Source organism: Enterococcus sp. AZ071 (genome assembly GCF_050499065.1).
Classification (GTDB): domain Bacteria; phylum Bacillota; class Bacilli; order Lactobacillales; family Enterococcaceae; genus Enterococcus_A; species Enterococcus_A ferrettii.
This window is the reverse complement of the sequence record NZ_JBIPAS010000001.1, coordinates 1,955,239-1,979,000: the sequence shown is the minus strand read 5'-3', so window position 1 is coordinate 1,979,000 and position 23,762 is coordinate 1,955,239. Positions and strand designations below refer to the sequence as shown.

Genomic DNA, 23,762 nt, shown 5'->3' with positions numbered 1-23,762 from the left:
AATTCGTAAAGATTGTCTCTTTTTTTTGTGACGAAAATAAGAAGTTTCTTAGATTGTTTTCAAGATTTCTTTCAAAAGAAAGATAAACCTTTTATACTAAATGTGAGGGAGGCGAATAGATGGCAAAACGCGACGCCTATTTTGACAATGCGAAATTATTCTTAATGATCTTAGTGGTTTTTGGACATCTGTTTCAACCATTTATCGAGGATAAAGGAATCTATAGCGATTTGTATTATTTTATCTTTACCTTTCACATGCCCGCATTCATTTTAATTTCAGGCTATTTTGCCAAAGGGCAACCGAAGCCGTTGAAAAAGCTGGTAAAAAAATTATTGTTGCCGTATATCTTTTTTCAGCTATTGTATTCGGCTTATTATACACTGATTGGATTGCAGGAGTCCTTTAGCTTCAGCATAACAACGCCACAATGGTCTCTGTGGTTTTTACTAAGCCTATTCTGCTGGAATTGCATGCTGTATTTATGTCAGCGATTTTCGGTTAAGCAAGTTCTGATCGGCAGTATCCTTGTCGCCTTGGTTGTAGGTTATATACCTTTCTTTGGTCGCTTCTTGGCTGTACAGCGTACCTTGACCTTCTTTCCTTATTTCATGGTAGGATATGCGTTACCTACCAACTGGATCGCAAGAATTAAGACGGCACCAAAAAAATGGGTAGCAATTGCTCTATTTGCAGGAATTTTTGTTTTGATCGAAACCAATGATTTTATTAATAAGTATTGGGTTTTTGGATCAAAGCCTTATGAAGATTATTTGAATCATCCTCTTTTAGGAGGACCGCAGCGCATGCTGTTCTTTCTTTTAGGCCTAATTGGTATTACGGCATTCTTCATGCTAGTGCCAAAAGGTCAGTATTTCTTCTCTAAGTGGGGGAAAAATACGTTGACAGTATACCTGCTTCATGGCTTTTTGGTCAAAGGATTGCGTGCTATTGGTGCCGATGATGTGGAGATGGGTATCTGGGGATTAGCAATTCTGTTTGCTTCCAGCGTTTTGCTAACAGCAGCGTTATCCAGCGAACGATTTGGAAAGTGGATTGAAAAGGGGAAGCAGAAAGTTTTACGTCCGGTTTTAAATTAATTGTCAAGCAAGTCTCTTAAGCGTAAAATGAGCGTGGAGGGGGCTTTTTTTATGACAAAAATTACGCAAGAACAGACTAAACATTATCGTGATAACTTTTTAGCTAATCAAAAACAGGTAGCATTGCAGCGAAGTGTTGTTAAAAACGGCATTAGTGCTTCAGCTGAAAACGTGGTTGCCCATGTAGAAAATACGCCAGTTTTCTCAATTGATCTAGCTACTGGTAAGGTTGCCAATCAAAAACAATCTGGTCGCTGTTGGATGTTTGCAGCGTTGAATACTTTTCGGCATAAGATGCTGCAGCAATTTAAATTGAAGGATTTTGAATTATCACAAAATTATACCTTTTTCTGGGACAAGTATGAAAAAGCCAACTTTTTTTATGAAAATATTTTAGCTACTGCTGATCAGAAAACATCCAGTCGAGAAGTGGCTTTTTTACTACAAACACCACAACAAGATGGTGGACAATGGGATATGATTGTTTCGTTGTTTAAAAAATATGGGGTAGTTCCTAAGACAATTATGCCAGAAAGCAGCAACAGCTCCAATTCAAGAGATTTAAACAAATATTTGAATAAATTGTTGCGCAAGCATGCAGTAGAGCTGCGCAAATTAGCTGCTGAAAAAGATAAAGCGACTATTGAAGCAAAACGTGGAGAAATGTTGCAGGAAGTATATGTTTTGCTAGCAACCGCTCTAGGTACACCACCTGAAGTATTTGATTTTGAATATCGGGATGAGGAGAAAAACTACCATATTGATCAAAAGTTGACACCTCAAAGCTTTTACGATAAATATATCGGAGTGAATTTAGATGACTATGTCAGCATTATCAATGCACCGACAGCTGACAAGCCTTACAATCGCAGTTACACGGTATCGATGCTGGGGAATGTTGTTGGAGGTTCAACAGTAAAATATCTAAATCTTGATATGAATACGTTTAAACAATTAGCTGTAAAACAGTTGGCGAACGGTGAATCGGTTTGGTTTGGTTGTGATGTTGGGCAGTCTTCTACTCGGGATTCTGGGATTATGGCTTTAAATGCCTTTGACGTAGATGATTTGTTTGAAGCTGATTTTACCATGACTAAAGCAGAACGCTTAGATTCTGGTGATAGCTTGATGACTCATGCCATGGTGTTAACCGGTGTGGATATGCTAGATGGCAAAAGTACAAAATGGAAAGTAGAAAACAGTTGGGGAGAAAAAGTAGGGGAAAAGGGCTTTTTCGTCATGAGTGATGACTGGATGGATGAGTACACTTACCAAATTGTTATTCGTAAAGAATATTTAACAACTGAACAATTGGCGGCTTTTGAGGCTGAGCCGATTGTTTTAGCGCCTTGGGATCCAATGGGAGCTCTTGCTTAAAGCAATTCTTTGTAATAGACTCATTCCGTTAGGGTGAGTCTATTTTTTTAAACAAAAATGACTATTCATCGCGTATAATAAAGCATAGGAATGTGAGGAAAAAAGATGAATAGAGTAACGGAATTACTAAAAGAAAAATTTGGCTATGACAGTTTCCGAACGGGTCAGGCAGAAATCATATCAAAAATTTTAAATCATGAGAACGTACTAGGAATTATGCCTACAGGTGGAGGGAAGTCAGTTTGTTATCAACTGCCAGCGTTAGTTTTGGAAGGCTTGACCCTTGTTATCTCACCTTTGATCTCGTTAATGAAGGATCAAGTAGACAGCTTAAATGAAATGGGTATTCCAGCGGCTTTTATTAACAGCTCATTGTCGAATCCAGAGATTCAACAGCGCATTCGTTTGGCCGTGGATGGCAAAATAAAATTGCTGTATGTAGCGCCAGAACGATTGGAATCAGCTTCTTTTCGACAATTGCTTCACTATGTACCAATCGAACTGTTGGCTGTCGATGAAGCTCACTGTATTTCCCAGTGGGGGCATGATTTTCGTCCAAGCTATTTGCGGTTAGCAGAAACAATCGAAGAATTGTCTCAACGACCAACGATTATAGCCTTGACTGCTACAGCTACTGAGCATGTTGCTGATGATATCCTTCAGTTGTTGCAGATTCCGACAGACAATCAAATCAATACTGGTTTTGCTAGGGAAAATCTAACTTTTCAGGTAGTTAAGGATGCTAAGGAAAGCTATTTGATGGAATACTTAAAGCTAAACAAAGGCCAGGCAGGAATTATTTATGCTAGCACTCGTAAAGAAGTAGAGCGATTTTATCATCTGTTGCGAAATCAAAACATCGCAGTGGCCAGCTATCATGGTGGAATGAGCGAACGTGATCGGTCGAAAAACCAGGAGGATTTTCTGTTTGACCGGGTGCAGGTAATGGTGGCTACCAATGCTTTTGGCATGGGAATTAACAAGAGTAATGTTCGCTTTGTCATTCATGGGCAAATTCCTGGCAATTTGGAATCCTATTATCAGGAAGCTGGTCGGGCGGGACGCGATGGTTTACCAAGTGAAGCGATCTTATTTTATGCCCCAAAGGATCTGCAGGTGCAAAAGTTTTTCATTGATCAGTCAGAGGGTAATGAAGAATATAAAAAAAATGAATACAATAAATTACGAGAGATGGATCAGTATGCTCATACGCAAATGTGTTTGCAGCGTTACATTTTACGTTACTTTGGTGAGGACAGTGAAGATTGCGGACGCTGCAGCAACTGTACAGATTCACGAGAAGTGATTGATATTACAACGGATGCACAAAAAGTGCTGTCGTGTGTAAAGCGTATGGGTGAACGCTTTGGTAAAGGGTTAGTAGCTAAGGTTCTGACGGGCTCGAAGGATCAGAAAATTACTCAATGGCAGTTCGAGCAATTGTCCACTTATGGTTTAATGCGGGACTGGAGCCAAAAGGAAGTTACGCAATTGATTGATTATTTGACTGCAGAAGGCTGCTTCACTTTAACAGAAGGTCAGTTTCCGCTATTAACAATTTCACCCTTGGGGATTAATGTACTGCTAGGGAAAAAGCAAGTCACCCGCAAGCAAAATGCGGTGAAAACTTTACAGGTAGATGATGAGCTTTTCGAAGAGCTGCGGAGTTTACGGACCCAGTTGGCTCAAGAACAAAATCTGCCTCCTTACATTATATTTTCCGACAAAACCCTACAGGAGTTGGCAGAGCAACAACCGCAAACCTCTTTGGAAATGCTGCAAATTAAGGGAGTAGGTCAAAGTAAGTTGGATAAGTACGGCACTGCCTTTCTAGAAATTTTAAAAAAACAGCTGCTGGTTCAGAGAAATAGAGAAGTGTAGGTGGATTGGATCTAATGAAGCAAACTCTCTACTTTACTTTCTGTGCTATACTTTAAAGCAAGAAAACGGCTCGGATAGGATTCTTGCTGTTTAGAGTTTGGCTTATTAAAACATTCAACAAGCGAATTTCGCTTGTTATTAATAAAAAAAGGAGGACGTAAAATGGGAGAGAAACTAGCAGTGAAGCGTGCTGAGAACATGCGTGAATTAGGTGGGTATCAAACCAAAGATGGTCGGACCGTTGCCAGGCAAAAATTGGTTCGTTCAGCTACGATCAATTTATTAACTGATGAAGACAAGGTTTACTTGGCTGACTATGGTATCCGAAAAGTAGTTGATTTCCGTTCACCAACAGAACGGGAGGAACAACCGGATCAGCCAATTCCAACGGCTGAAAATATTGCTTTGCCTATTTTTCCGGTTAAGGAGAAGGCAGTTTCAGCTTCCCCGTATGAAGTGATGATGAAGATGCAGCAGGGCTATTCTGCTCACGATCAAATGCTGGAGGTTTATCGTAATTTTGTAACTATGCCGCATATCCACAAGCAGTACAATCAATTTTTCGAAATTTTGTTAAAGAATGAAAAGGCGGATGAAAGTGTGCTGTTCCATTGTACAGCTGGTAAAGATCGGACTGGGTTTGGTGCTGCGATGATGCTAAGTGCTCTAGGTGTAGATCAGGAAACTATTTTTGCCGACTATTTAAAAACCAACCGATTTTTAGAAAAAAAAGTCGAGGAAATTAAACAGCAGGCTAAAAAAGCTGGAGTTTCAGAAGAAATGATGTACGGAATCGACGATATGATGAAGGCCAAATCCGAATACTTGAAGACCAGTTACCAGTTGATCGCTGAACACTATGGCGATATGGATGGCTATTTAAAGAATGGTATCGGACTAGGAAAACAAGACTTAAAAGATTTGCAGCAACTATATCTTGTTTAGGAGTTGAGGAGTGATGGAAAGCTTACTGAATTATTTACAGCTGAAGAATCGCCCGTTGCCCATTGGTGGCGGGGACATCAACCAAGCGTATCGGGTAACAGATGGTACCAAGGATTATTTCTTAAAAGTGCATCCCAATATGACAGAAGCTTTTTTTCAGGCTGAAGTAGAGGGCTTAAAAGAACTGGGAGAAGTAGTTCGTGTTCCGGAAACCTTTGCAACGGGTGTTCATAATCAAACAGCTTATTTGTTGATGGAATGGATCGAACCTGGACAAGGAGACCAAAGTGACATCGGTAAAGCATTAACTGCTATACATGGAAAAAAGCAGGAAACCTTTGGCTATGTAAAAGACAATTATCTAGGGCTGCTGCCTCAGATTAATACTCAAAGCACGAATTGGTGGTCCTTCTATTTTACTAACCGACTGGAAGTTCAAATTGAAATCGCCAAGCAACGAAATCATTGGACAAGTCAACGGGAGAAGACTTATTATGCATTAAAGGAACGGGTGCTTACTCAGTGGAGTAATCTGCAATTCAAACCCTCGTTATTGCATGGAGATTTTTGGAGCGGCAACACCCTTTTTGATATTCAAGGCCAGGCAATCTTTGTTGATCCGGCAGTTTCTTACGGTCATCGTGAATTGGATATTGCAATGGGGCAGCTGTTTGGCGGATTTCGTCAAACATTATTTGATGCCTATCAGGAAGTGTATCCATTGGAGCAAGGATGGCAGGAACGGATTCCCATCTATCAATTATATTATTTATTAGTCCACTTAAATCTGTTCGGCGAAAGCTATGGCGGTGCGGTGGACCGGATTTTAGGAGGAAAGTAATTGGGTAAAAAATATTCAATGCAACATGAAGTTACCTATTATGAATGTGATATCAATCAGACAATGACCTTTCCAGCTATGCTGAGCGTGGTTATCAAATCTTCTTCTGATCAAAGCGATGAACTGGAAAGAGGGACTGAGGCAATCAATCAATTGGGCTTAACCTGGGTAATTACTCAGACAGAAATTTCCATTGAACAGCTGCCTCGTGTAGGAGAAAAAATAACGGTTGTTACCGAACCGACAGCTTTCAACAAGTTTTTTTGCTACCGCAGCTTTTGGATTTATGATGAAGTCGGTACACAGTTGGTAAAAATAGATATGGCTTTTGTTTTGATGAAGATCAAGGAGCGAAAAATGAGCAGTGTTTCTCCAGATCTAATGGCTCCTTATGAAGCACCACAGGTAAAAAAAATCCAGCGTTGGGAGAAAATTGAACCAGTGTCAGATGGTGAAAGTCGATTGTACCATGTTCGTTTTTACGATTTAGACAGCAATCATCATGTAAACAATGCTATGTATTTTAACTGGATGATTGATGTATTGGGCTACGATTTTATGGTGAACCATATACCAGTGGCAGCCAAGGTTAAATTTGATAAGGAAATTTTATATGGCAACGATATTACTAGTGTTTATCAGGTGGATGAAGAGAACGGCAAAACCTTGCATGAAATTCGAGTAGGAGATCAACTGGCTTGCGAAGCCAATATTCAATGGAAAACGAAGTAAAATAGACCTGATGGGATGCTCCGCTGTGTGAAGCGAAGTGATCCTTCAGGTCTATTTGATTATTCCTCCATAAATTGCTTCAGTTGCTCCTGAGATAAGTTAGCATTCATGGCAATCAGCAGCTTGATTCGTGCTTTTTGACTATTGATACCTCGGCAGAAGATGACGCCTTTTTCTGCCAGCTCAATGCCACCGCCACGATAATCGTAGACTGGTTCAGCAATTCCGTTAAAACAACGAGAAACCAAAACAATCGGCATATCCTTATTTAATAGATTTTGCAGTGAAGGTAGCGTAGCAGGTGGCAAATTTCCTGCGCCCAAAGCCTCCACTACAACGCCATCAACTCCCATTGCATGGTCTAGCAGTTCAAAGAAGGTTCCCTGCATACCGGCAAAAGCCTTAATGATTGGAATCATGGCATCAATTGAAGCGACATCGTATCGAGTCGCTGTCGGCAATTCTTGCATAAAGAGGATTTTTGATTTAGTTACCAGACCAACGGGCCCTAAAGTCGGGGTACGAAAGGTGGCAACATTGGTAGTATGGGTTTTCGTTACATAACGGGCACTGTGGATCTCATCGTTCATAACCACTAGCACGCCTTGATTAACTGCATCTTCGCAGGATGCAACCCGAATGGCACTTTGAAAATTGTAAAGACCGTCACTACCTAATTCATTAATAGAGCGCATCGCACCAGTAAGTACGATAGGCATCAGATTTCCAATTGTTACGTCTAGAAAATAAGCGGTTTCCTCTAAGGTGTCGGTTCCATGAGTAATAACTACGCAATCAATTTCTTCGTTGACAGCTTTTTTGATGCGTTCCTTCAAATCAAACATGATTTCAACCGTGATATGAGGAGAAGGAAGATTGGAAAAATCTTCGACTACCAATTCCACATCTTTAGGAACATCCAGCTTCTGGCCGGCTGCCAGCAGGGGGTTCTTTTCATCAGGGCGAACAGCACCATGTTCATCTTCACTCATGGAAATTGTTCCGCCGGTATGTAAAATTAGAATACGTTTCATTTCATTCACCTGCTTTTTTTATTGTATATTAACTGTAGGAGAAAGCCACTTGCCACTAAATGTATCTTAGTATAAGAAAAGCCTTTTTCATTAGAATACTATTTTCTCTCTTTTTTTACTACGATTATTGTATACTATGTAGAAAAGAGTTTGGAGGTCTTTATGATTCGAATTGGATTAACTTCTTTTAATGAACATCAAACGTTGACTGGGAAACCCAGAACAACGCTGTTTGAATATGCAGGATTTTTACCATTGGTTGAGTTGGACACGGCTTATTATGGGTTACCTAGTCGTAAAACTGTCGAAAATTGGCTGTCTCAGGTACCAGATTCCTTTCGATTTGTGGTGAAATTTTATTCTGGTTTTACTTGCCAAGAAAAATGGCAGGATCATTATGGTTCAATCGATGAGATGCAGCAGCATTTCCTGGAAGTCATGAGTCCGCTAATTGAAAGTTCAAAACTATATTGTTTTTTAGCACAATTTCCCGCACAATTTAAATGTACCAAGGAAAATATTGCTTATTTGCAAACCTTGCGTCAGCTGTTTCCAGATTTACCGATTGCTGTAGAATTACGAGACTACAGCTGGTACAGTCCGGAATTCAAAGAAAAAACCTATCAGTTTATGAAAAAGCTGAATTTCAGCTTAACGATGGTGGATGAACCTGAGCTTCCCGATACAATTCCCTTAGATTTAACAGTTACCAATACAGCTTTTAGTTTGTTTCGCTTTCATGGAAGAAATCAAGCCTACTGGAAAAGTCGTGATCCCCAATGGCGTAAAAAGCGGACTTTGTACCGTTATAGTGAAGCCGAGCTTTCGGAGTTAGCTGATGCTGTTAGGAAGGTAGCGGACCATAGTGAGCAGGTTGCCGTCATTTTTAATAATAATTCAGGTGGCGATGCAGCAGAAAATGCTTTAAGATTAAGAGAACTACTAGATATTCAAGATGAAGGACTCAATCCTAGTCAATTAGGGTTATTTTAAAAAAGGAGCGGCCATGATCAAAGCGATTTTTTTTGATATTGATGGAACATTAGTTACTAAACAATCTAAAGCCTTGTACAGTACTCGCCTGGCTATCCAACAAGCCCGCAAAAAGGGAATAATGGTGGGGGTTGCCACTGGCAGAGGTCCCGTTCATTTAGCTGAACGGATAGACTGTCTGACGATGGATATGTTTGTGACCTATAATGGACAGCTGGTCTATCAGGGAGAAGAAGATATCTACCAGCATGCCTTTGAACCAGATGTGTTAAAGGAAATTGTGACCTTTGCTGATCAGGAGCACCGCCAAATTATTTTTGGCGGTCGCCATCGGGTGGATGGGAGTTATATCATGCGTTTATCTCAGGTTGGTTGGGTAAAACGTGTGGCAACTATGATGCCAAGTTGGTTTCCGGTTCGAACGACTAAAGGATTGTTGCAATCCTTCAGTCCTAACCGCAGTAAAGAACGTTATGCTCGACTAAGTATTTTGCAGGAGCCAATTTATCAATGTGTATTATTTAGTGCTGAATCAGAAACAGAAAAACTGGAACGACGCTTACCGAATGTAACCTTCCAGCGTTCGAACCCCTATTCTGTTGATATTATTCCTAAAGGCGGCTCTAAGCTGTTAGGGATTCAAAAATTTTTGGAAGCCAACAATATTGCTTTTAGTGAAGTAATGGCATTTGGGGATAATCTGAATGATTTGGAAATGTTGAAGGGCGTAGGAATAGGGGTGGCTATGGGGAACGCAGAAGAAGAAACCAAAGCTCATGCTGATTACGTTACCGATACTAATGAGAACGATGGCATTTATAAAGCATTGAAATATTTTGAAATTATTTAGGAGGCAATATGGAGAATCAATTTGATCCTTACGAAATGACGAAAAATTTTCATCATGTGTTTGAACCGCAACCGCCTGAAAAGCCAACGCCTTTTTCATCTGAGCGGGCCGCTTTCCGAGCTGGCTTTAAAATCGAAGAAATCGTCGAATTTGTATACGGTGCAGCCAAAGGCGATCAAGTATTGTTTGATCAAATGATAGGTCAGTTGCACGAGAATATTGAGCAAGCTAAGACAAAGATATTGGATAAGCAGGAACCAGTAACAGATCAGTTGACCGCTGAGGTTGATGCTTTGACAGATTTGCTGTATTTTACTTATGGATCCTTTGCTCTGATTGGGGTAGATCCACAGCCGATTTTTGAGATTGTTCATCAGGCCAACATGGGGAAACTATTCCCTGATGGCAAACCTCACTATCATCCAGATACTCACAAGGTATTGAAACCAGAAAATTGGGAGCAGGATTATGCTCCTGAAAAATTGATTCAAGCTGAATTAGATAAACAAAAACGCCAAGATTTTTAAAAATCTGGCGTTTTTTTAATTTAATCAAAGAAAGTATAGTATAGGGAACGAACTGCTAACCGCTCTTGTTCTCCCTGAATAGCAAAGATAATACTTCGCTCATCGGCGCCTTGGCTGATCATGCGGAGATTAATATTTTTACGAGCTAACGCTGCAGAGCTTTCTGCTGTGATACCGGTATGAAATTTCATTCCTTCCCCTACTAAGGCAATAACGGAAATGCCATGTTCAATTTCAAGGTCATCAGGCTGAATTTTTTCTGTAATCTCCTGAATTAGTAGTTTTTCCAGCTCAGAATTTAACTGAGATTCTCTAAAGATGATTGAAACAGTATCAATTCCTGAAGGCATGTGTTCAAAGCTGATGTTCAGTTCTTCTAAAATTTGTAAAACACGACGGACAAAACCAACTTCGCGGTTCAACAAATATTTATTGATTGTGATACTGCAAAATCCGCGGTCACTGGCAACACCGACAACTCGATTAGGATTTTCTCGATCATAAGATTCTTTGATTAAGGTGCCAACACACGATGGGTTGTTGGTATTTTTAATGACAACAGGAATTTTCGCTTTAAATGATGGCATCAAGGCTTCATCATGGAAGACCGTAAAACCGGCATAAGACAACTCCCGCATTTCTCGATAAGTTAGTTGCTCAATTAAAGCTGGTTCATGAATATACTTAGGAGTTGCTGCAAAAATACCATCAACATCGGTAAAGTTCTCATAGATTTCTGCTTTTACACCTGCGGCGACAATCGAACCAGTAATGTCAGAACCGCCTCTTGAGAAGGTGCATAGTTTGCCATCTTTGGTGTAACCAAAAAAGCCAGGAATCACCAAAATTTCATCTGTATCATGCCATTGATAAATCTTATCATAAGACTCGTCCAAAATACGTGCATTGTGGGGTTCGTCGGTGACGATAATCCCTAATTCTTTTGGATTGACATAGCGAGCTTTCAATCCTTCATTTTGGAAATATGCTGCAATTAGCTGAGCATTTAAGTTTTCACCAGTTGCCAGGAATCTGTCTAAATCATACGGATTTTCTTCATTGAAGTTTTTCTGCAATGCGATTAATTCTGTCGCGAAAGCTTCACAGACGCTTGCGTCTAACCCTAGTTCCTGGGCGTTGCTGCCATAGCGAGCTGCAATTTCCTCAATGAGTGAAGTAGTATCTTGCTTAGTGGATACTTTTTCATAATAAGCAATTAATAAGTCGGTGACCTTCTTATCCTCATCGTGACGCTTACCAGGAGCAGACACCACGACAAAGCGTCTTTTGGGATCGTCTTTAACGATAGTTAAGACTTTTTTTAATTGCTCGGCAGAAGCTACTGAACTCCCTCCGAATTTGATTACTTTCACTCTGATCACCTCTTATTTTAATGTGAATCTAATAATAGCTGAAATTGACACGAACTTCAAGAGCTGTCTCCAAGAGAATCGCTGGAAATCATTTTTTTTGCAAAAAACTTAGTTAATTTCTTCAGTTGGAATAGTCACAGGAAGGAAGGCTTTTTTTCTGTAAGAAAATCCAAGTTTTACGAACTATTTAGTGATGGAACGAATAGTTTGTGCTATAATCTAGGTTAGATGTTTTTGCGAAAAAACGGATGAATAATCGAACTGTAAATAGTGAACGAACTTATTCTAAACGTCGAAAGGAAAATCATACATGGGAAGTAACGTTATCATTGGTATCGTCATTGGGATCATTATTTTAGTGGCAATACTATGTTTGATTGGCTATTTAATGAGAAAGAAGAATCAAGAACGGTTAAAAGAACTAGAGAAACGCAAGGAATCACTGTTTGATCTTCCAGTAGTTGAGGAAGTTGATGAAGTGAAGAAAATGCATCTCGTAGGTCAAAGCCAAAATACTTTTCGTGAATGGAACCAGAAATGGACGGATGTTTCGACTAAATCATTTGCTGAATTGGAAAGTCAGATTTTTGAAGTTGAGAGCCAGAATGAAACGTTTCGTTTCATGAAGGGCAAATCAGCTATCGAAAGTGCTGAACGAACCATGAAAGAAATGGAGGAGGAAGTTGCGGAAATCCGCGAAGGACTAAAAGAGCTGCGTGAAACTGAAGAGCGCAATTCTTTAGCCGTACAGCAAGCACTGGATGTCTTTGAGGAATTGAAAAAGGACTTAAAGGACAATCGCGAAAACTTTGGTCATGCTTTACCAGAGATTGAAAAGCAAGTGAAAAATGTAGAAATTGAATTCACTCAATTTGTTACATTAAATACCTCCGGTGATCCTGTAGAAGCACGAGAAGTACTCGACGATGCGGAAAAACACGTTTACGATGTTCAAGCCATCATGCAAAAAGTTCCAGCTCTTTACGAAGACTTGGAAAAAACCTTCCCGGCACAAGTTGAAGAAGTTGAAAAAACCTACAATAAAATGCTGGATGATAATTATGTCTTGCCCGAAGAAAACTTTGAAGCACGGATTGAACAAGTAAAAAAACGCATGAAGCTTTCTGCAGAAGATTTGGAAAAAGTAGAATTAGATACAGTTGAAGCGGCGAACAAAGAAACCGCCAATTTAATTGACGCCTTGTACGACACGTTAGAAAAAGAGTTCGAAGCGAAACAATACGTTATTACTAATCGCAAAACAGTCAGTGAATACATTCAGCATGCATCACGCAATAATCATCAACTAATGATCGAATTGGACCACACATCCCAAAGTTATACGTTGAACAACAACGAGTTGGGGCGGGCCCGTGGCTTCCAAACAGAAATTGAAGAATTAGAACGCCGCAATCGCAACATGGAACCCTTGATTGACAAGCATGACGTTCCTTATTCTGAGATTCAAAATTTCTACCAGGATGCTTTCAAAGTTCTAGATGACATTGAAACCAAACAGGTAGAAATTGATAACGACTTGCAAGATTTGCGCAAGGGCGAACGTATTGCTCTTGAACGAATTGATACGTATGAATTCCAGTTACGTAACCTGAAACGTTACGTAGAGCAGCAACGGCTGCCCGGACTTCCTGGTGACTATTTAGAGTTTTTCTTTATCGCAACCGATCGAGTGGAAGAATTGAGTAAGTCATTGAACCGTATTCGAATCAATATGCAAGAAATCAATAAGTTGGTTAGTCTTTGTGATGAAGACATGGAGTTATTGGACCAAAAAACCAATGACTTAGTTGACGCCGCTGCATTAACTGAACAAATGATGCAGTACGCGAATCGATACCGTCATACTCATCCTGAGATAAAAACTGCTATTGAAAACAGTCTAGAACTGTTTAACAAAGATTATCGTTATCAAGATGCGCTAGATGAAATTGGTACAGCATTAGAACGTGTTGAGCCAGGTGCGTTCAAACGTATCGAAGATTTCTACTTTAATAACCGTGAACTTGCTTAGCCAGACGCTTGTCGTCTGGTTTTTTTGTTCTTAAAAAAAGTTAGCGCAAATTAAGATGTGTAAAAAGGTGTCTTTTTGAAAAATAAACAAAAAAATACGACCTGATAAAAGGTCGTATTGTGCTATTTAAAAATGTTAAGCAGGAACAATCCAGCGGCCGAAAATAGGCATAACATACCGATAATGCGTAAGAGTAATACTAAAGAAGAACTCTGTTTCCTTCGAGTACTGACTATGGATTTTTTAGCTGGCAGTAGCAGTGAAATAAGCAATGAGACCAATCCTATCACCACAATAGCAATTAAATGGAAAGGCTCGTTCATAGTGGAGGCAGTTTTTCCTAAAGTTTCTGGCAGACTAGGACGTTTAGCTTCCTTCAAGGGTTGGGTTCGTTCAATAGCCTTATAACTCGTTGCCAACTTTGGCATAGTATCGGCTGCTTGATCTAAGCCTTGATCTAACACCAGTTGATCGTCTTGAATCGACACCACTGGCTGAGCATCCTTTTTAGTCACAGCATAAAAATCTTCTGCCAACTGAATATCTTTGCCATCAATTGTGTGGCTTCCCTTAGGTAAAACTAGCTGATATTCGTATTCTTTAAAGGCCTTTTCAAGGAGGGCATTACCAAATGGGTGACGGTAATATTCACCATCTTGATCAGACCAATCGCCGACTCCTAAAATAACTTCAATTAAACGAGTATTTCCACGCTTAGCTGTTGCAATATAATTGAAAGCACTGCTTGGACCTGAACCGGTTTTCAAGCCATCGACGCCTTCAATCCCATATTTAGCACCGGGTAAAGAATAATTATAGGTCTCAAAACTTTCTTCATATGGGGTGCCAGTCATCGTGGTAACGTTCGGTTTATTAGTAAATTCCAATACCTCAGGATGGTCATTCACCAAGTAAAAGACCATAGTAGCCAAATCACGGGCTGTAGAAATATTGCTGCCATAAGGATCAAATCCTGCTGGATTGTAAAGACCATCAAAGCTGGCAGCTGAAGCGCCGCTGCAATTATAGAAGGACGTTTGTTTCATTCCGATTTTTTGAGCTTTTGCATTCATGCTGCGAACAAAGGCCCCGGCATCATTTTCAGATATGGCATTTGCTAACATTACAGTGGCTACATTCGAAGATGGAACGGTGACCATCTTTAATAATTCTTTGACCGGATAATCAACACCTGCGACAATTTTACTATTACTAATAGCATAGAGCTGGCTGATAGCCTGATCATTTTCCGTGGCCTTAATAGTAGTATCCAACGTTAATTTACCTTCTTTTATTGCATCAAAAACAAGAAAAACGGTCATCATTTTTGAGATACTGGCAGGTTCTCTGGCCATATCAGGGTTTTCATTCCATAAAATTTGTCCATGTGTACCATCAATCACAATCGAAGCTTTAGGTTTATTAATTTCTAAGGCTTCTGTATATCCAGCCTGCTGTGTAATAGTAAAAATATCTTCTTCAGCAAAGGCTGGTGACGCCAAACTGGCTAAACCAACTAAAACGAGTAATGCTAAAACTTTTTTTATCACAGATTTGCTCCATTCCCTTAATTCTGTTTTTTTCTATTTTAGCATAAGTTGCCGCAACTTTTTTTGATAATTTCTAAAACAAGTAAACTATTTAGTGAAAAGAGTTGTACGCTGTCAGTAATCAGAGGCAAAATACTTGAAATATCTGGATTAAAAGGGGTTAGAATCTTTTTAAATTGGTAAAGTCGCTTGAAGCGCATCACGATTCCCGTTATAATAAGTAGGAATTTTTGAAGGGAAGTTGTAAAATGATTTATTTTGATAATAGTGCGACCACGAATATTTTTCCAGAAGCACTTGATACATATGTAAAAACCAGTCAACGGATTATAGGGAATCCTTCCAGTCTGCATGATCTGGGTACACAGGCGCAACGCCTATTGCAGCAGGCACGAAAGCAAACTGCTGAACTGTTGTCTGTTCAGACGAATGAGATTTATTTTACCAGCGGCGGTACGGAGGGAAACAATTGGGTTATTAAGGGTACTGCTTTAGCTAAAAAGGAATTTGGCAAGCATCTGATTATCTCCGGTGTGGAACATCCTGCTGTTAGTCGAGCAGCTCATCAATTGGAAACATTAGGTTTTGAAGTGAGTGTTGCGCCAGTGAACAAACAAGGTTTCGTTGAGGTTGATCAGCTGTCAGCTTTAATTCGTCCTGATACGATTCTTGTTTCAGTAATGGCGGTGAACAATGAAATGGGGGCTATCCAGCCGATTGGAGCTATCAGTGAGTTGTTGGATTTGTATCCGACAATCCATTTCCATGTGGATGCCGTCCAAGCAATTGGCAAGGTTGATCATTCGATCTGGCTAACTCCGCGAGTAGATTTTGCGACTTTCTCTGCTCATAAATTTCACGGCCCGCGGGGAGTAGGTTTCATTTATTGGAAAAATGGTAGAAAACTTGAGCCGTTGTTAGTCGGTGGTGGACAAGAAAGTGACCAGCGAAGTACTACGGAAAATGTTCCAGGAATTGTGGCTATGAGCAAAGCACTGCGTTTATACTTGGAAAAAATTGCGCAACGTCCCACACACACGGGAACTATTCGCAAGTATTTATTAGAAGCTTTAGCTAGTTATGAAAAGGTGACAATTTTTTCTGGTGATGACCAGTTCGCTCCACATATTCTTTGCTTTGGTGTAAAGGAAATTCGTGGAGAGGTAATGGTTCATGCCTTTGAGGAAAAGCAGATCTACCTTTCGACTACCAGTGCCTGTTCCAGTCGAAAAAAAGTAGAAAGCTCAACGTTGCATGCTATGCGAGTCCCCGAATACCAAGCAACTACAGCTGTACGGGTAAGCTTGGATGAGGCCAATACCATGGCTGAAGCAGAACAGTTTATGATTGTATTCAATCATTTATATGAGAAATTTGCAAAAATGAGTTAAGAGGTACTGCTTAAAAATTAGAATAACGAGGAGAATGATCGTGCAATATACAGAAATTATGGTTCGTTATGGCGAACTTTCCACTAAAGGAAAAAACCGTCGTAGTTTTATTATGCAATTGGCTCAAAATGTTCGGGGTGCGTTAGTTGATTTTCCAGCAATTAAGATTCATGCTGATCGTGATCGGATGCATTTGATTTTAAATGGGGAAGACAGCACACAGATAATTCCTAAATTGACAAAGGTTTTTGGTATCCAGACCTTTTCACCAAGTATCCGAGTAGAAAAAGACACGGTTGCTTTAAAGGCGACCACAGAGGAAATTATGGAAACTATCTATACGGGTAAGGAAACCTTTAAAGTAACTGCTAAACGCAGTGATCATTTCTTTGAATTAGATAGTCATGGTATTCAGCAATTTTTGGGTAAAGTTGTGGTGGACCGTTTTCCGAATATTAAGGTTCAAATGAAACACCCTGATATCAACCTGCGGGTAGAAATTCGTCGAGATGGCGCTTATTTATCCTATGAAACGATTAAGGGCGCGGGTGGTTTACCGGTAGGAAGCAGCGGCAAAGGCATGTTGATGCTTTCTGGAGGGATTGATTCACCAGTTGCTGGGTACTTATCTATGAAGCGAGGCGTAGAGATAGAAGCAGTCCATTTCGCTAGTCCCCCCTATACCAGTGATCAAGCTTTGCAAAAAGCCAAAGAATTAACCGAAAAACTGACTCCTTATGGCGGCAGCATCGAATTTATCGAGGTTCCCTTTACTGAGATTCAAGAAGAGATCAAGCAGCATACACCGCAGGGATATTGGATGACTTTAACTCGCCGGATGATGTTGCGGATCACCGATGCGATTCGTGAACTGCGCAACGGTTTGGTAATTATTAATGGGGAATCATTAGGACAGGTGGCTTCACAAACATTGCACAGCATGGTAGCAATTAACGAAGTAACCAGTACCCCAATTATTCGTCCAGTAGCAACAATGGACAAAACGGAAATTATTGAATTGGCTGAAAAAATTGACACTTTCGAATTAGCGATTCAACCCTTTGAAGATTGCTGCACAATTTTCGCTCCACCACAACCAAAAACTCGTCCTAAAATGGTTAAGGTTTTAGAATTGGAAAAACGCTTGGATATTGATGGGATGATGGCTCGCTGTTTGGAGGGGTTAAAAATCGAAGTCATTTCGGCAGCTCAAAGTGAAATACAAGTTGAGGAATTTGCTGATTTACTATAAACGAAAAAGCAGATGGTTTTTCTCTTTAGAAAAAATCATCTGCTTTTTTTTTAGTTTAATTGATGGACTTCAATTTCTCGTTGGATGTATTCATCAAATGTAGTGGGCTGTCGACCTAACAACCATGACAAGACATTAGCATTGCCAGCAATACCATAATCGCTGTAGGTTTTAGCTAATTCTTGGAAGGTCTTAACAAAATAGCTGTCGTATTTGGCAGTTGAGAAATAGTTAACAATCGTTTCAACTGGGACTTGCTGGCAATCAGCCGAACGACCAGTTAGTTGGTTGAATTTTTCCACCATATCGTTTGGAGACAAAAAGTCGGTTCCAACTAATTCATAGGTGGCATTGGCATGGCCAGGTTCTGATAAAACTTTTGCAGCAACTTCTGCCACATCCACAATGTCAACATAACCTAGTTTGGTAGTCTTAGTGTAGAAGCATTGATAAGCGTTTGAGGCCCAAACCATAGGAATAGAAAAATTATGCATGTAATGCATGGGCTGTAAAATTGTATAATTGAGATTGTCCGACAATCCTTTGTAAACTAAATGTTCTTCGGCCTTTAGTTTTTGAGTATGCTGCGGCAAAGTCGACATGTTAGGATGGGTAACTGTCATCATCACGAATTGCTGTATACCAGCTTGAACTGACGCATCTACAAAGCGATTGGCAATTTCTGCTTCGTCATAAATGAACATTGGCGGAATATAAAGTACTTTATCGCAACCTGATAAAGCCTTTTCCACGTCTGCTAATAATCGACCGTCACCAACAAAAGTTTCTGTGGCACCAATTTCTTTGAGCTCTTCTACTTTAGGATTAATATCGAAAGCCCGAATAGTTAATCCTCTTTTCGCTAATTCGGTGACGACTTGGCGTCCTACGCCTCCTGCTGCTCCTGTTACTAAAATCATTTGTCCATCTCTCCTTTTTAATTTATGAAAACCGTTCTTGAATTTACGCTATAATCAAACTAAGAGGTGAAAAAGCAGAATGAAAATAGAATACCTTCAATCATTTGTAACCTTGTCCAATACGTTAAATTATACGAAGGCTGCTGGAAGTCTGTATATTACTCAACCAACCTTGAGCCGTCACATCCAATTGTTAGAAACAGAGCTTGGTTGTTCATTGGTTGCTCGTAATACACGACAAGTTCAATTAACTGAAGAAGGTCGTATCTTTTTGAACTATGCAACGAACATGATCTTTGATTACAACCGCGCCACTCGGCAATTAAAGGAACTTCGTTATCAACCTGAACATCAATTGACAATTGGCTTCTTGCGAGGTGGAACAGACCATTATCTGCTACCAATGCTTCAGGCTTTTATCAACGATTATCCAGGATTCGAACTGCAACTCCAGGCTGGTACACATGATGAACTGGTGACAGAGCTTAGAGCAGGCAAGTTGGATTTGTGTATGACTATGGCAACTACCCTGATCGGTATCGAAAAAATTAAGCTGCATAAGGTAGGTGACTTAGCACTGGTGTTGGTGGTGCCAGACGATCATTTTTTGGCTCAGCATGAAACGGTGACCTTTGCTGATTTTGCCGAAGAATCCTATTTGTGTGTACAAAAGCAGCAGACTAAAGCTTGGTATGATTACATCATTAGTCTATTTCTTAGCCAAGGGTACTATCCGCTAGTCAATGACAGCTGTTCCAGTGTCAAAACGTTGTTGATGCAAATTGCTTTAGGTAAAGGAATCAGTGTCCTTACAGAAGGCTGCCGAAGCTCAGCACCTTCAAATATCCGATTGATTCCAATTGGAAATGTACCAACAATTCAAATGGTACTTGGCTATCGTGAGGATAATGAAAACCTCAGCCTGGATTTGTTCATCAGTTGGCTAAAGGAATATCTTCGTTAAGTATATGTGCAGATTTGAGGTTAGTGAAATAGAGAAAAGGCTGGATTTATGCAAGATGTGCATAGATGGAATGAATTTTAGATCAAATTTTTTCAACGATAAAAAAGGCTAAGAATTATAGGGAGATGATTCCTAATTATCCTGTTAAGCAAGAAAGATTCTGTTCTTTCTTGCTTTTTGCATTGTAACGAAGCAATATTCATGTTAGAATAAATATGTGAAAAAATTAACAAAGGAGACCTTCCATGGATCATTTAATTGAAAAACCCAAACTGTCAAAGGCTACGACAAAACGCTTGTCTTTGTATTTACGCAGCTTAAAGGAATTACAAAAAGAAGGCGTACAGCGAATCAAATCCTCGGAATTTAGCCAATTGACCCATGTAGGCTCCGCAACGATCCGTCGGGATTTTTCGCAGCTAGGAGAATTAGGGCGAAGTGGGTATGGCTATGACGTAAATTATTTGATCAGCGTCTTCAGCAGCATACTTGATACGATTGAAGAAAAAAGAATTGCGTTAATTGGTTGTGGAAATCTAGGTCAGGCTTTAGTAAACAACAACTTTCGCCGTAATGATAATCTGAATATTGTTTGCGCATTTGATAACGATCCTGAGAAAATTGGTTTAATCTTTAATGGTGTCGAGGTTTATTCTATGGATCGCTTAGATGACGTTTTGAAAAAGAAAAAAGTAACGGTAGCAATTTCAACTGTGCCTAGTCATCAATCTCAGGCAGCTGTGGAAAAAATTGTAAACAATGGAGTCACAGCGATTTTAAGCTTTGCTCCAGATCCAATTAAAGTGCCAGAGGGAGTTACTGTTCACTATATTGATCTAACAACTGAGCTGCAGACTTTAATTTATTTTGACGAGTTGGCTCAATAACAATGGGGTAGGGCTTTACAACTAGGCGGCTTCATTGTACAATGACTCATACAAAGATCAAGAGGAGTACGATTTTTTCCTGTTATAGAGAGAGAATGATTGGTGGAACATTCTTACAGCAGAAATCGGAAGGTAGCTTGGGAGTATTGCTTTTTGAAAAAGTAGGAAAGCACGAGTCATGACCGTTAGTTCATGTTTGAGCGGCAGAAAAATTTCTGCAATTTAGGTGGTACCGCGTAGATTACGTCCTAAAACACACACGTGTTTTAGGACTTTTTTTCGTTTTACTGCTTATATACATACCATTAAGGAGGAAACAACATGTCTGAAAATTTAGCAACAAAATTTAACCCGCAAGAAGTTGAAGCAGGGCGTTATCAAAAATGGCTAGACGAAGATTTGTTCAAACCATCAGAAGACCAATCGGCTAAACCGTATTCAATCGTCATCCCACCTCCCAATGTAACCGGAAAACTACATTTGGGTCATGCTTGGGATACTACCTTGCAAGATATGATTATTCGTCAAAAACGAATGCAAGGTTACGATACGCTATGGTTGCCAGGAATGGATCACGCCGGAATTGCTACGCAAGCTAAAGTAGAAGAAAAGTTGCGTGAGCAAGGGATTTCCCGCTATGACTTAGGCCGTGAGAAATTTGTGGATCAGGTTTGGGAATGGAAAGAAGAATATGCTGGACACATCCGTGAGCAATGGAGCAAATTAGGTTTGTCCTTAGACTATAAACGGGAACGATTTACTTTAGATGAAGGACTCTCCGATGCGGTTCGTAAAGTATTTGTTTCTCTATACGAAAAAGAGCTGATTTACCGTGGGGAATACATTATCAATTGGGACCCGCAAGCGAAAACGGCCTTGTCAGATATCGAAGTAATCCACAAAGATGTTGAGGGAGCCTTCTATCATTTATCTTATCCATTGGCTGATGGCAGCGGTGCACTTGAGTTAGCAACTACTCGTCCTGAAACCATGTTGGGAGATACGGCAGTGGCAGTTCACCCAGAGGATGAACGTTATCAGGATTTCATTGGTAAAACTGTTATTCTACCTTTGATGGATAAAGAAATACCAGTTATTGCCGATGAGTACGTAGATCGTGAGTTTGGAACTGGTGTGGTAAAGATTACCCCCGCCCATGATCCTAATGACTTTGAAGTAGGAAATCGTCATGACTTGCCACGAGTAAATGTTATGAATGAAGATGGCAGTATGAATGACTTGGCTGGCAAATACACGGGCATGGATCGTTTCACAGCACGTAAAGCGATTGTCAGTGATCTGAAAGAAATGGGTCGATTGATCAAAATCGAAAAAATGGTTCACAGCGTGGGTCACTCTGAACGGACCGGCGTCGTAGTTGAACCTCGTTTATCTACTCAATGGTTTGTCAAGATGAAACCATTGGCTGATCAGGCGATTCAAAATCAAAATACCGATGATGCGGTGAATTTCTTTCCACCACGTTTTAATCAAACCTTCCTAAGCTGGATGGATAATGTTCATGATTGGGTAATTTCTCGTCAATTGTGGTGGGGGCATCGTATACCAGCTTGGTATAACAAGCAAACGGGTGAAATGTATGTTGGGATGGAAGCCCCTGCCGATGCTGAAAATTGGGAACAAGATCCAGATGTTTTGGATACTTGGTTTAGCTCTGCATTATGGCCGTTTTCAACTATGGGTTGGCCGGATACGGATAGTGCAGATTTCAAACGTTATTTCCCAACGAATACACTGGTAACTGGATATGACATTATTTTCTTCTGGGTAAGCCGGATGATTTTCCAAAGTCTGGAATTTACGAATGAACGACCATTTGAAAATGTCTTGATTCACGGACTGATTCGAGACGAACAAGGCCGTAAGATGAGTAAATCACTTGGTAACGGAATTGACCCGATGGATGTGATTGATCAATATGGTGCTGATGCGTTACGCTGGTTCTTATCAACTGGCTCTGCTCCCGGCCAAGATGTTCGTTTTAGTTATGAGAAAATGGATGCAGCTTGGAATTTTATTAACAAAATTTGGAATGCTTCTCGTTTTGTCATCATGAACATTGAAGACTTTACTATTGATAATATTGATTTGACTGGTGAAAAGACCGTAGCTGATCGCTGGATTTTAACGCGTCTAAACGAAACCATTGAAAAAGTAACTAAGTTGTTTGATCAATTTGAATTTGGTGAAGCTGGTCGTCAGTTGTATAACTTTATGTGGGATGATTTCTGTGACTGGTACATTGAGATGAGTAAGGAAATTTTATATGGTGAAGACGAAGCTGCTAAGAAGACTACAAAGAGTATTTTGATTCATGTATTGGATCAAACATTGCGTCTATTACATCCAATTATGCCGTTTGTAACAGAAACTATTTGGGAGAAATTACCTCATGAAGGTGATTCGATAGTAGTTGCTGCCTACCCAACGGTTGAGGCGGAGTACAACGACGAAAATGCAGCCAAAGGCATGGAAGTGTTGAAGGAATTGATTCGCTCAGTTCGAAACATTCGAGCGGAAGTGAACACACCACTATCTAAGCCAATCACTTTGTTAATCAAAACAAGTGATCTGGCAGTAAATGCTTTCTTATTGGAAAATACTAGCTATATTGAGCGCTTCTGTAATCCCGATGAATTGGTGATTGATAGTGAGATCACTGCACCAGATTTGGCGATGTCCGCAGTATTAACTGGTGCTGAAATTTATTTGCCATTGGCTGGCCTAATCAATATTGAAGAAGAAATTCAACGATTGGAAAAAGAATTGGCTAAATGGACTGGCGAAGTGAAACGAGTTCAAGGAAAACTTGCGAACGAACGTTTCGTTGCCAACGCACCAGAAAAAGTTGTTGAAGAAGAACGTGCTAAAGAAAAAGATTATCTAGAAAAGCAAACAGCCGTTAGTGAGCGAATTGAAAGCTTGCGAACCATTCAATAGGATTAAATGACTAGTCGAAGGACTAGTCATTTTTTCAATGGAAAGAAACTGCAAGTATTTTATAAGTATCTATCTTAGTGTTACAGTATATGTGGTGACCAGCTTCAAAACTGAACGAGTTTGCGAAGCCTTTCTTATTAACCAATATAAAA

General features: G+C 40.0%; 19 protein-coding genes and 1 other annotated feature. Of the genes, 15 read left to right on the top strand and 4 right to left on the bottom strand.

Annotation, left to right across the window (positions count from 1 at the left end; translation table 11 throughout):
• Window positions 1-119: 119 nt before the first annotated feature.
• The 6 genes from IGI49_RS09750 (at window position 120) to IGI49_RS09725 (ending at window position 6,876) form a co-directional block, all read left to right on the top strand.
• Window positions 120-1,100, top strand: a complete 981-nt coding sequence (locus tag IGI49_RS09750; RefSeq protein ID WP_429964327.1) for an acyltransferase family protein — start codon at window positions 120-122, stop codon at window positions 1,098-1,100.
• 51 nt (window positions 1,101-1,151) lie between these two features.
• Window positions 1,152-2,477: an aminopeptidase C gene (locus IGI49_RS09745; RefSeq protein ID WP_429964326.1), complete on the top strand. Its 1,326-nt coding sequence runs from the start codon at window positions 1,152-1,154 to the stop codon at window positions 2,475-2,477.
• A 105-nt stretch (window positions 2,478-2,582) separates the two neighbouring features.
• Complete coding sequence (gene recQ / locus IGI49_RS09740; protein WP_429964325.1) at window positions 2,583-4,358, top strand: DNA helicase RecQ; 1,776 nt, start codon at window positions 2,583-2,585, stop codon at window positions 4,356-4,358.
• A 162-nt stretch (window positions 4,359-4,520) separates the two neighbouring features.
• Window positions 4,521-5,303 carry a tyrosine-protein phosphatase gene (locus IGI49_RS09735; protein WP_429964324.1) on the top strand — a complete coding sequence of 261 codons (783 nt, stop codon included), beginning with the start codon at window positions 4,521-4,523 and terminating at the stop codon, window positions 5,301-5,303.
• Between the two features lie 13 nt (window positions 5,304-5,316).
• The gene (locus tag IGI49_RS09730) at window positions 5,317-6,144 is read left to right on the top strand and encodes a fructosamine kinase family protein (protein WP_429964323.1); all 828 of its coding nucleotides are present in this window, start codon (window positions 5,317-5,319) and stop codon (window positions 6,142-6,144) included.
• Window positions 6,145-6,876: an acyl-[acyl-carrier-protein] thioesterase gene (locus IGI49_RS09725; protein WP_207700939.1), complete on the top strand. Its 732-nt coding sequence runs from the start codon at window positions 6,145-6,147 to the stop codon at window positions 6,874-6,876. It abuts the gene before it with no gap.
• Between the two features lie 59 nt (window positions 6,877-6,935).
• Here IGI49_RS09725 and IGI49_RS09720 read toward each other — a convergent pair whose 3' ends face one another.
• A complete protein-coding gene (locus IGI49_RS09720; protein WP_429964322.1) occupies window positions 6,936-7,910 on the bottom strand; it encodes an asparaginase in 975 nt (324 codons plus the stop codon).
• A gap of 162 nt (window positions 7,911-8,072) precedes the next feature.
• Between IGI49_RS09720 and IGI49_RS09715 the strand changes: the two genes are divergently transcribed.
• The 3 genes from IGI49_RS09715 to IGI49_RS09705 are packed head-to-tail and all read left to right on the top strand — an operon-like array spanning window position 8,073 to window position 10,280.
• The gene (locus IGI49_RS09715; RefSeq protein ID WP_207700941.1) at window positions 8,073-8,903 is read left to right on the top strand and encodes a DUF72 domain-containing protein; all 831 of its coding nucleotides are present in this window, start codon (window positions 8,073-8,075) and stop codon (window positions 8,901-8,903) included.
• Between the two features lie 13 nt (window positions 8,904-8,916).
• Complete coding sequence (locus IGI49_RS09710) at window positions 8,917-9,753, top strand: HAD-IIB family hydrolase (protein ID WP_429964321.1); 837 nt, start codon at window positions 8,917-8,919, stop codon at window positions 9,751-9,753.
• Window positions 9,754-9,761: 8 nt separating this feature from the next.
• Window positions 9,762-10,280, top strand: coding sequence for an HAD family hydrolase (locus IGI49_RS09705; RefSeq protein WP_429964320.1), 519 nt, complete (start codon window positions 9,762-9,764; stop codon window positions 10,278-10,280).
• A 20-nt stretch (window positions 10,281-10,300) separates the two neighbouring features.
• On the opposite strand, the gene IGI49_RS09700 is transcribed toward IGI49_RS09705, so the two are convergent.
• Window positions 10,301-11,653 (bottom strand): aspartate kinase, encoded by a 1,353-nt coding sequence (locus tag IGI49_RS09700; protein ID WP_207700944.1) that lies wholly within the window; start codon window positions 11,651-11,653, stop codon window positions 10,301-10,303.
• A gap of 310 nt (window positions 11,654-11,963) precedes the next feature.
• Here IGI49_RS09700 and IGI49_RS09695 point away from each other — a divergent pair, with 310 nt between their 5' ends.
• A complete protein-coding gene (locus IGI49_RS09695) occupies window positions 11,964-13,685 on the top strand; it encodes a septation ring formation regulator EzrA (RefSeq protein WP_207700945.1) in 1,722 nt (573 codons plus the stop codon).
• Window positions 13,686-13,807: 122 nt separating this feature from the next.
• On the opposite strand, the gene IGI49_RS09690 is transcribed toward IGI49_RS09695, so the two are convergent.
• Window positions 13,808-15,235 (bottom strand): DUF1958 domain-containing protein, encoded by a 1,428-nt coding sequence (locus tag IGI49_RS09690; RefSeq protein ID WP_429964319.1) that lies wholly within the window; start codon window positions 15,233-15,235, stop codon window positions 13,808-13,810.
• A 248-nt stretch (window positions 15,236-15,483) separates the two neighbouring features.
• Between IGI49_RS09690 and IGI49_RS09685 the strand changes: the two genes are divergently transcribed.
• Entirely contained in the window at window positions 15,484-16,626 is a 1,143-nt protein-coding gene (locus IGI49_RS09685) for a cysteine desulfurase family protein (protein WP_429964318.1), read from the top strand.
• A gap of 40 nt (window positions 16,627-16,666) precedes the next feature.
• Window positions 16,667-17,878, top strand: coding sequence for a tRNA uracil 4-sulfurtransferase ThiI (gene thiI, locus IGI49_RS09680; protein ID WP_429964317.1), 1,212 nt, complete (start codon window positions 16,667-16,669; stop codon window positions 17,876-17,878).
• A 50-nt stretch (window positions 17,879-17,928) separates the two neighbouring features.
• Here the strand turns inward: thiI and IGI49_RS09675 are convergent, their stop codons facing one another.
• Window positions 17,929-18,798: an SDR family oxidoreductase gene (locus IGI49_RS09675; RefSeq protein WP_429964316.1), complete on the bottom strand. Its 870-nt coding sequence runs from the start codon at window positions 18,796-18,798 to the stop codon at window positions 17,929-17,931.
• Window positions 18,799-18,877: 79 nt separating this feature from the next.
• Between IGI49_RS09675 and IGI49_RS09670 the strand changes: the two genes are divergently transcribed.
• From IGI49_RS09670 to IGI49_RS09660, 3 genes are all read left to right on the top strand, one after another.
• Window positions 18,878-19,762, top strand: coding sequence for a LysR family transcriptional regulator (locus IGI49_RS09670; protein WP_429964315.1), 885 nt, complete (start codon window positions 18,878-18,880; stop codon window positions 19,760-19,762).
• A gap of 245 nt (window positions 19,763-20,007) precedes the next feature.
• Window positions 20,008-20,649: a redox-sensing transcriptional repressor Rex gene (locus tag IGI49_RS09665; RefSeq protein WP_207700951.1), complete on the top strand. Its 642-nt coding sequence runs from the start codon at window positions 20,008-20,010 to the stop codon at window positions 20,647-20,649.
• 44 nt (window positions 20,650-20,693) lie between these two features.
• Window positions 20,694-20,903 (top strand) — a binding site (T-box leader).
• A 67-nt stretch (window positions 20,904-20,970) separates the two neighbouring features.
• Window positions 20,971-23,610, top strand: a complete 2,640-nt coding sequence (locus IGI49_RS09660) for a valine--tRNA ligase (protein WP_429964314.1) — start codon at window positions 20,971-20,973, stop codon at window positions 23,608-23,610.
• The last annotated feature ends 152 nt before the right edge of the window (window positions 23,611-23,762 follow it).

Coding starts and splice junctions, on each gene's coding strand:
- IGI49_RS09750 (WP_429964327.1), top strand. CDS start 120: ATGGCAAAACGCGACGCCTATTTTGACAATGCGAAATTATTCTTAATG.
- IGI49_RS09745 (WP_429964326.1), top strand. CDS start 1,152: ATGACAAAAATTACGCAAGAACAGACTAAACATTATCGTGATAACTTT.
- recQ (WP_429964325.1), top strand. CDS start 2,583: ATGAATAGAGTAACGGAATTACTAAAAGAAAAATTTGGCTATGACAGT.
- IGI49_RS09735 (WP_429964324.1), top strand. CDS start 4,521: ATGGGAGAGAAACTAGCAGTGAAGCGTGCTGAGAACATGCGTGAATTA.
- IGI49_RS09730 (WP_429964323.1), top strand. CDS start 5,317: ATGGAAAGCTTACTGAATTATTTACAGCTGAAGAATCGCCCGTTGCCC.
- IGI49_RS09720 (WP_429964322.1), bottom strand. CDS start 7,910: ATGAAACGTATTCTAATTTTACATACCGGCGGAACAATTTCCATGAGT.
- IGI49_RS09715 (WP_207700941.1), top strand. CDS start 8,073: ATGATTCGAATTGGATTAACTTCTTTTAATGAACATCAAACGTTGACT.
- IGI49_RS09710 (WP_429964321.1), top strand. CDS start 8,917: ATGATCAAAGCGATTTTTTTTGATATTGATGGAACATTAGTTACTAAA.
- IGI49_RS09705 (WP_429964320.1), top strand. CDS start 9,762: ATGGAGAATCAATTTGATCCTTACGAAATGACGAAAAATTTTCATCAT.
- IGI49_RS09695 (WP_207700945.1), top strand. CDS start 11,964: ATGGGAAGTAACGTTATCATTGGTATCGTCATTGGGATCATTATTTTA.
- IGI49_RS09685 (WP_429964318.1), top strand. CDS start 15,484: ATGATTTATTTTGATAATAGTGCGACCACGAATATTTTTCCAGAAGCA.
- IGI49_RS09675 (WP_429964316.1), bottom strand. CDS start 18,798: ATGATTTTAGTAACAGGAGCAGCAGGAGGCGTAGGACGCCAAGTCGTC.
- IGI49_RS09670 (WP_429964315.1), top strand. CDS start 18,878: ATGAAAATAGAATACCTTCAATCATTTGTAACCTTGTCCAATACGTTA.
- IGI49_RS09665 (WP_207700951.1), top strand. CDS start 20,008: ATGGATCATTTAATTGAAAAACCCAAACTGTCAAAGGCTACGACAAAA.
- IGI49_RS09660 (WP_429964314.1), top strand. CDS start 20,971: ATGTCTGAAAATTTAGCAACAAAATTTAACCCGCAAGAAGTTGAAGCA.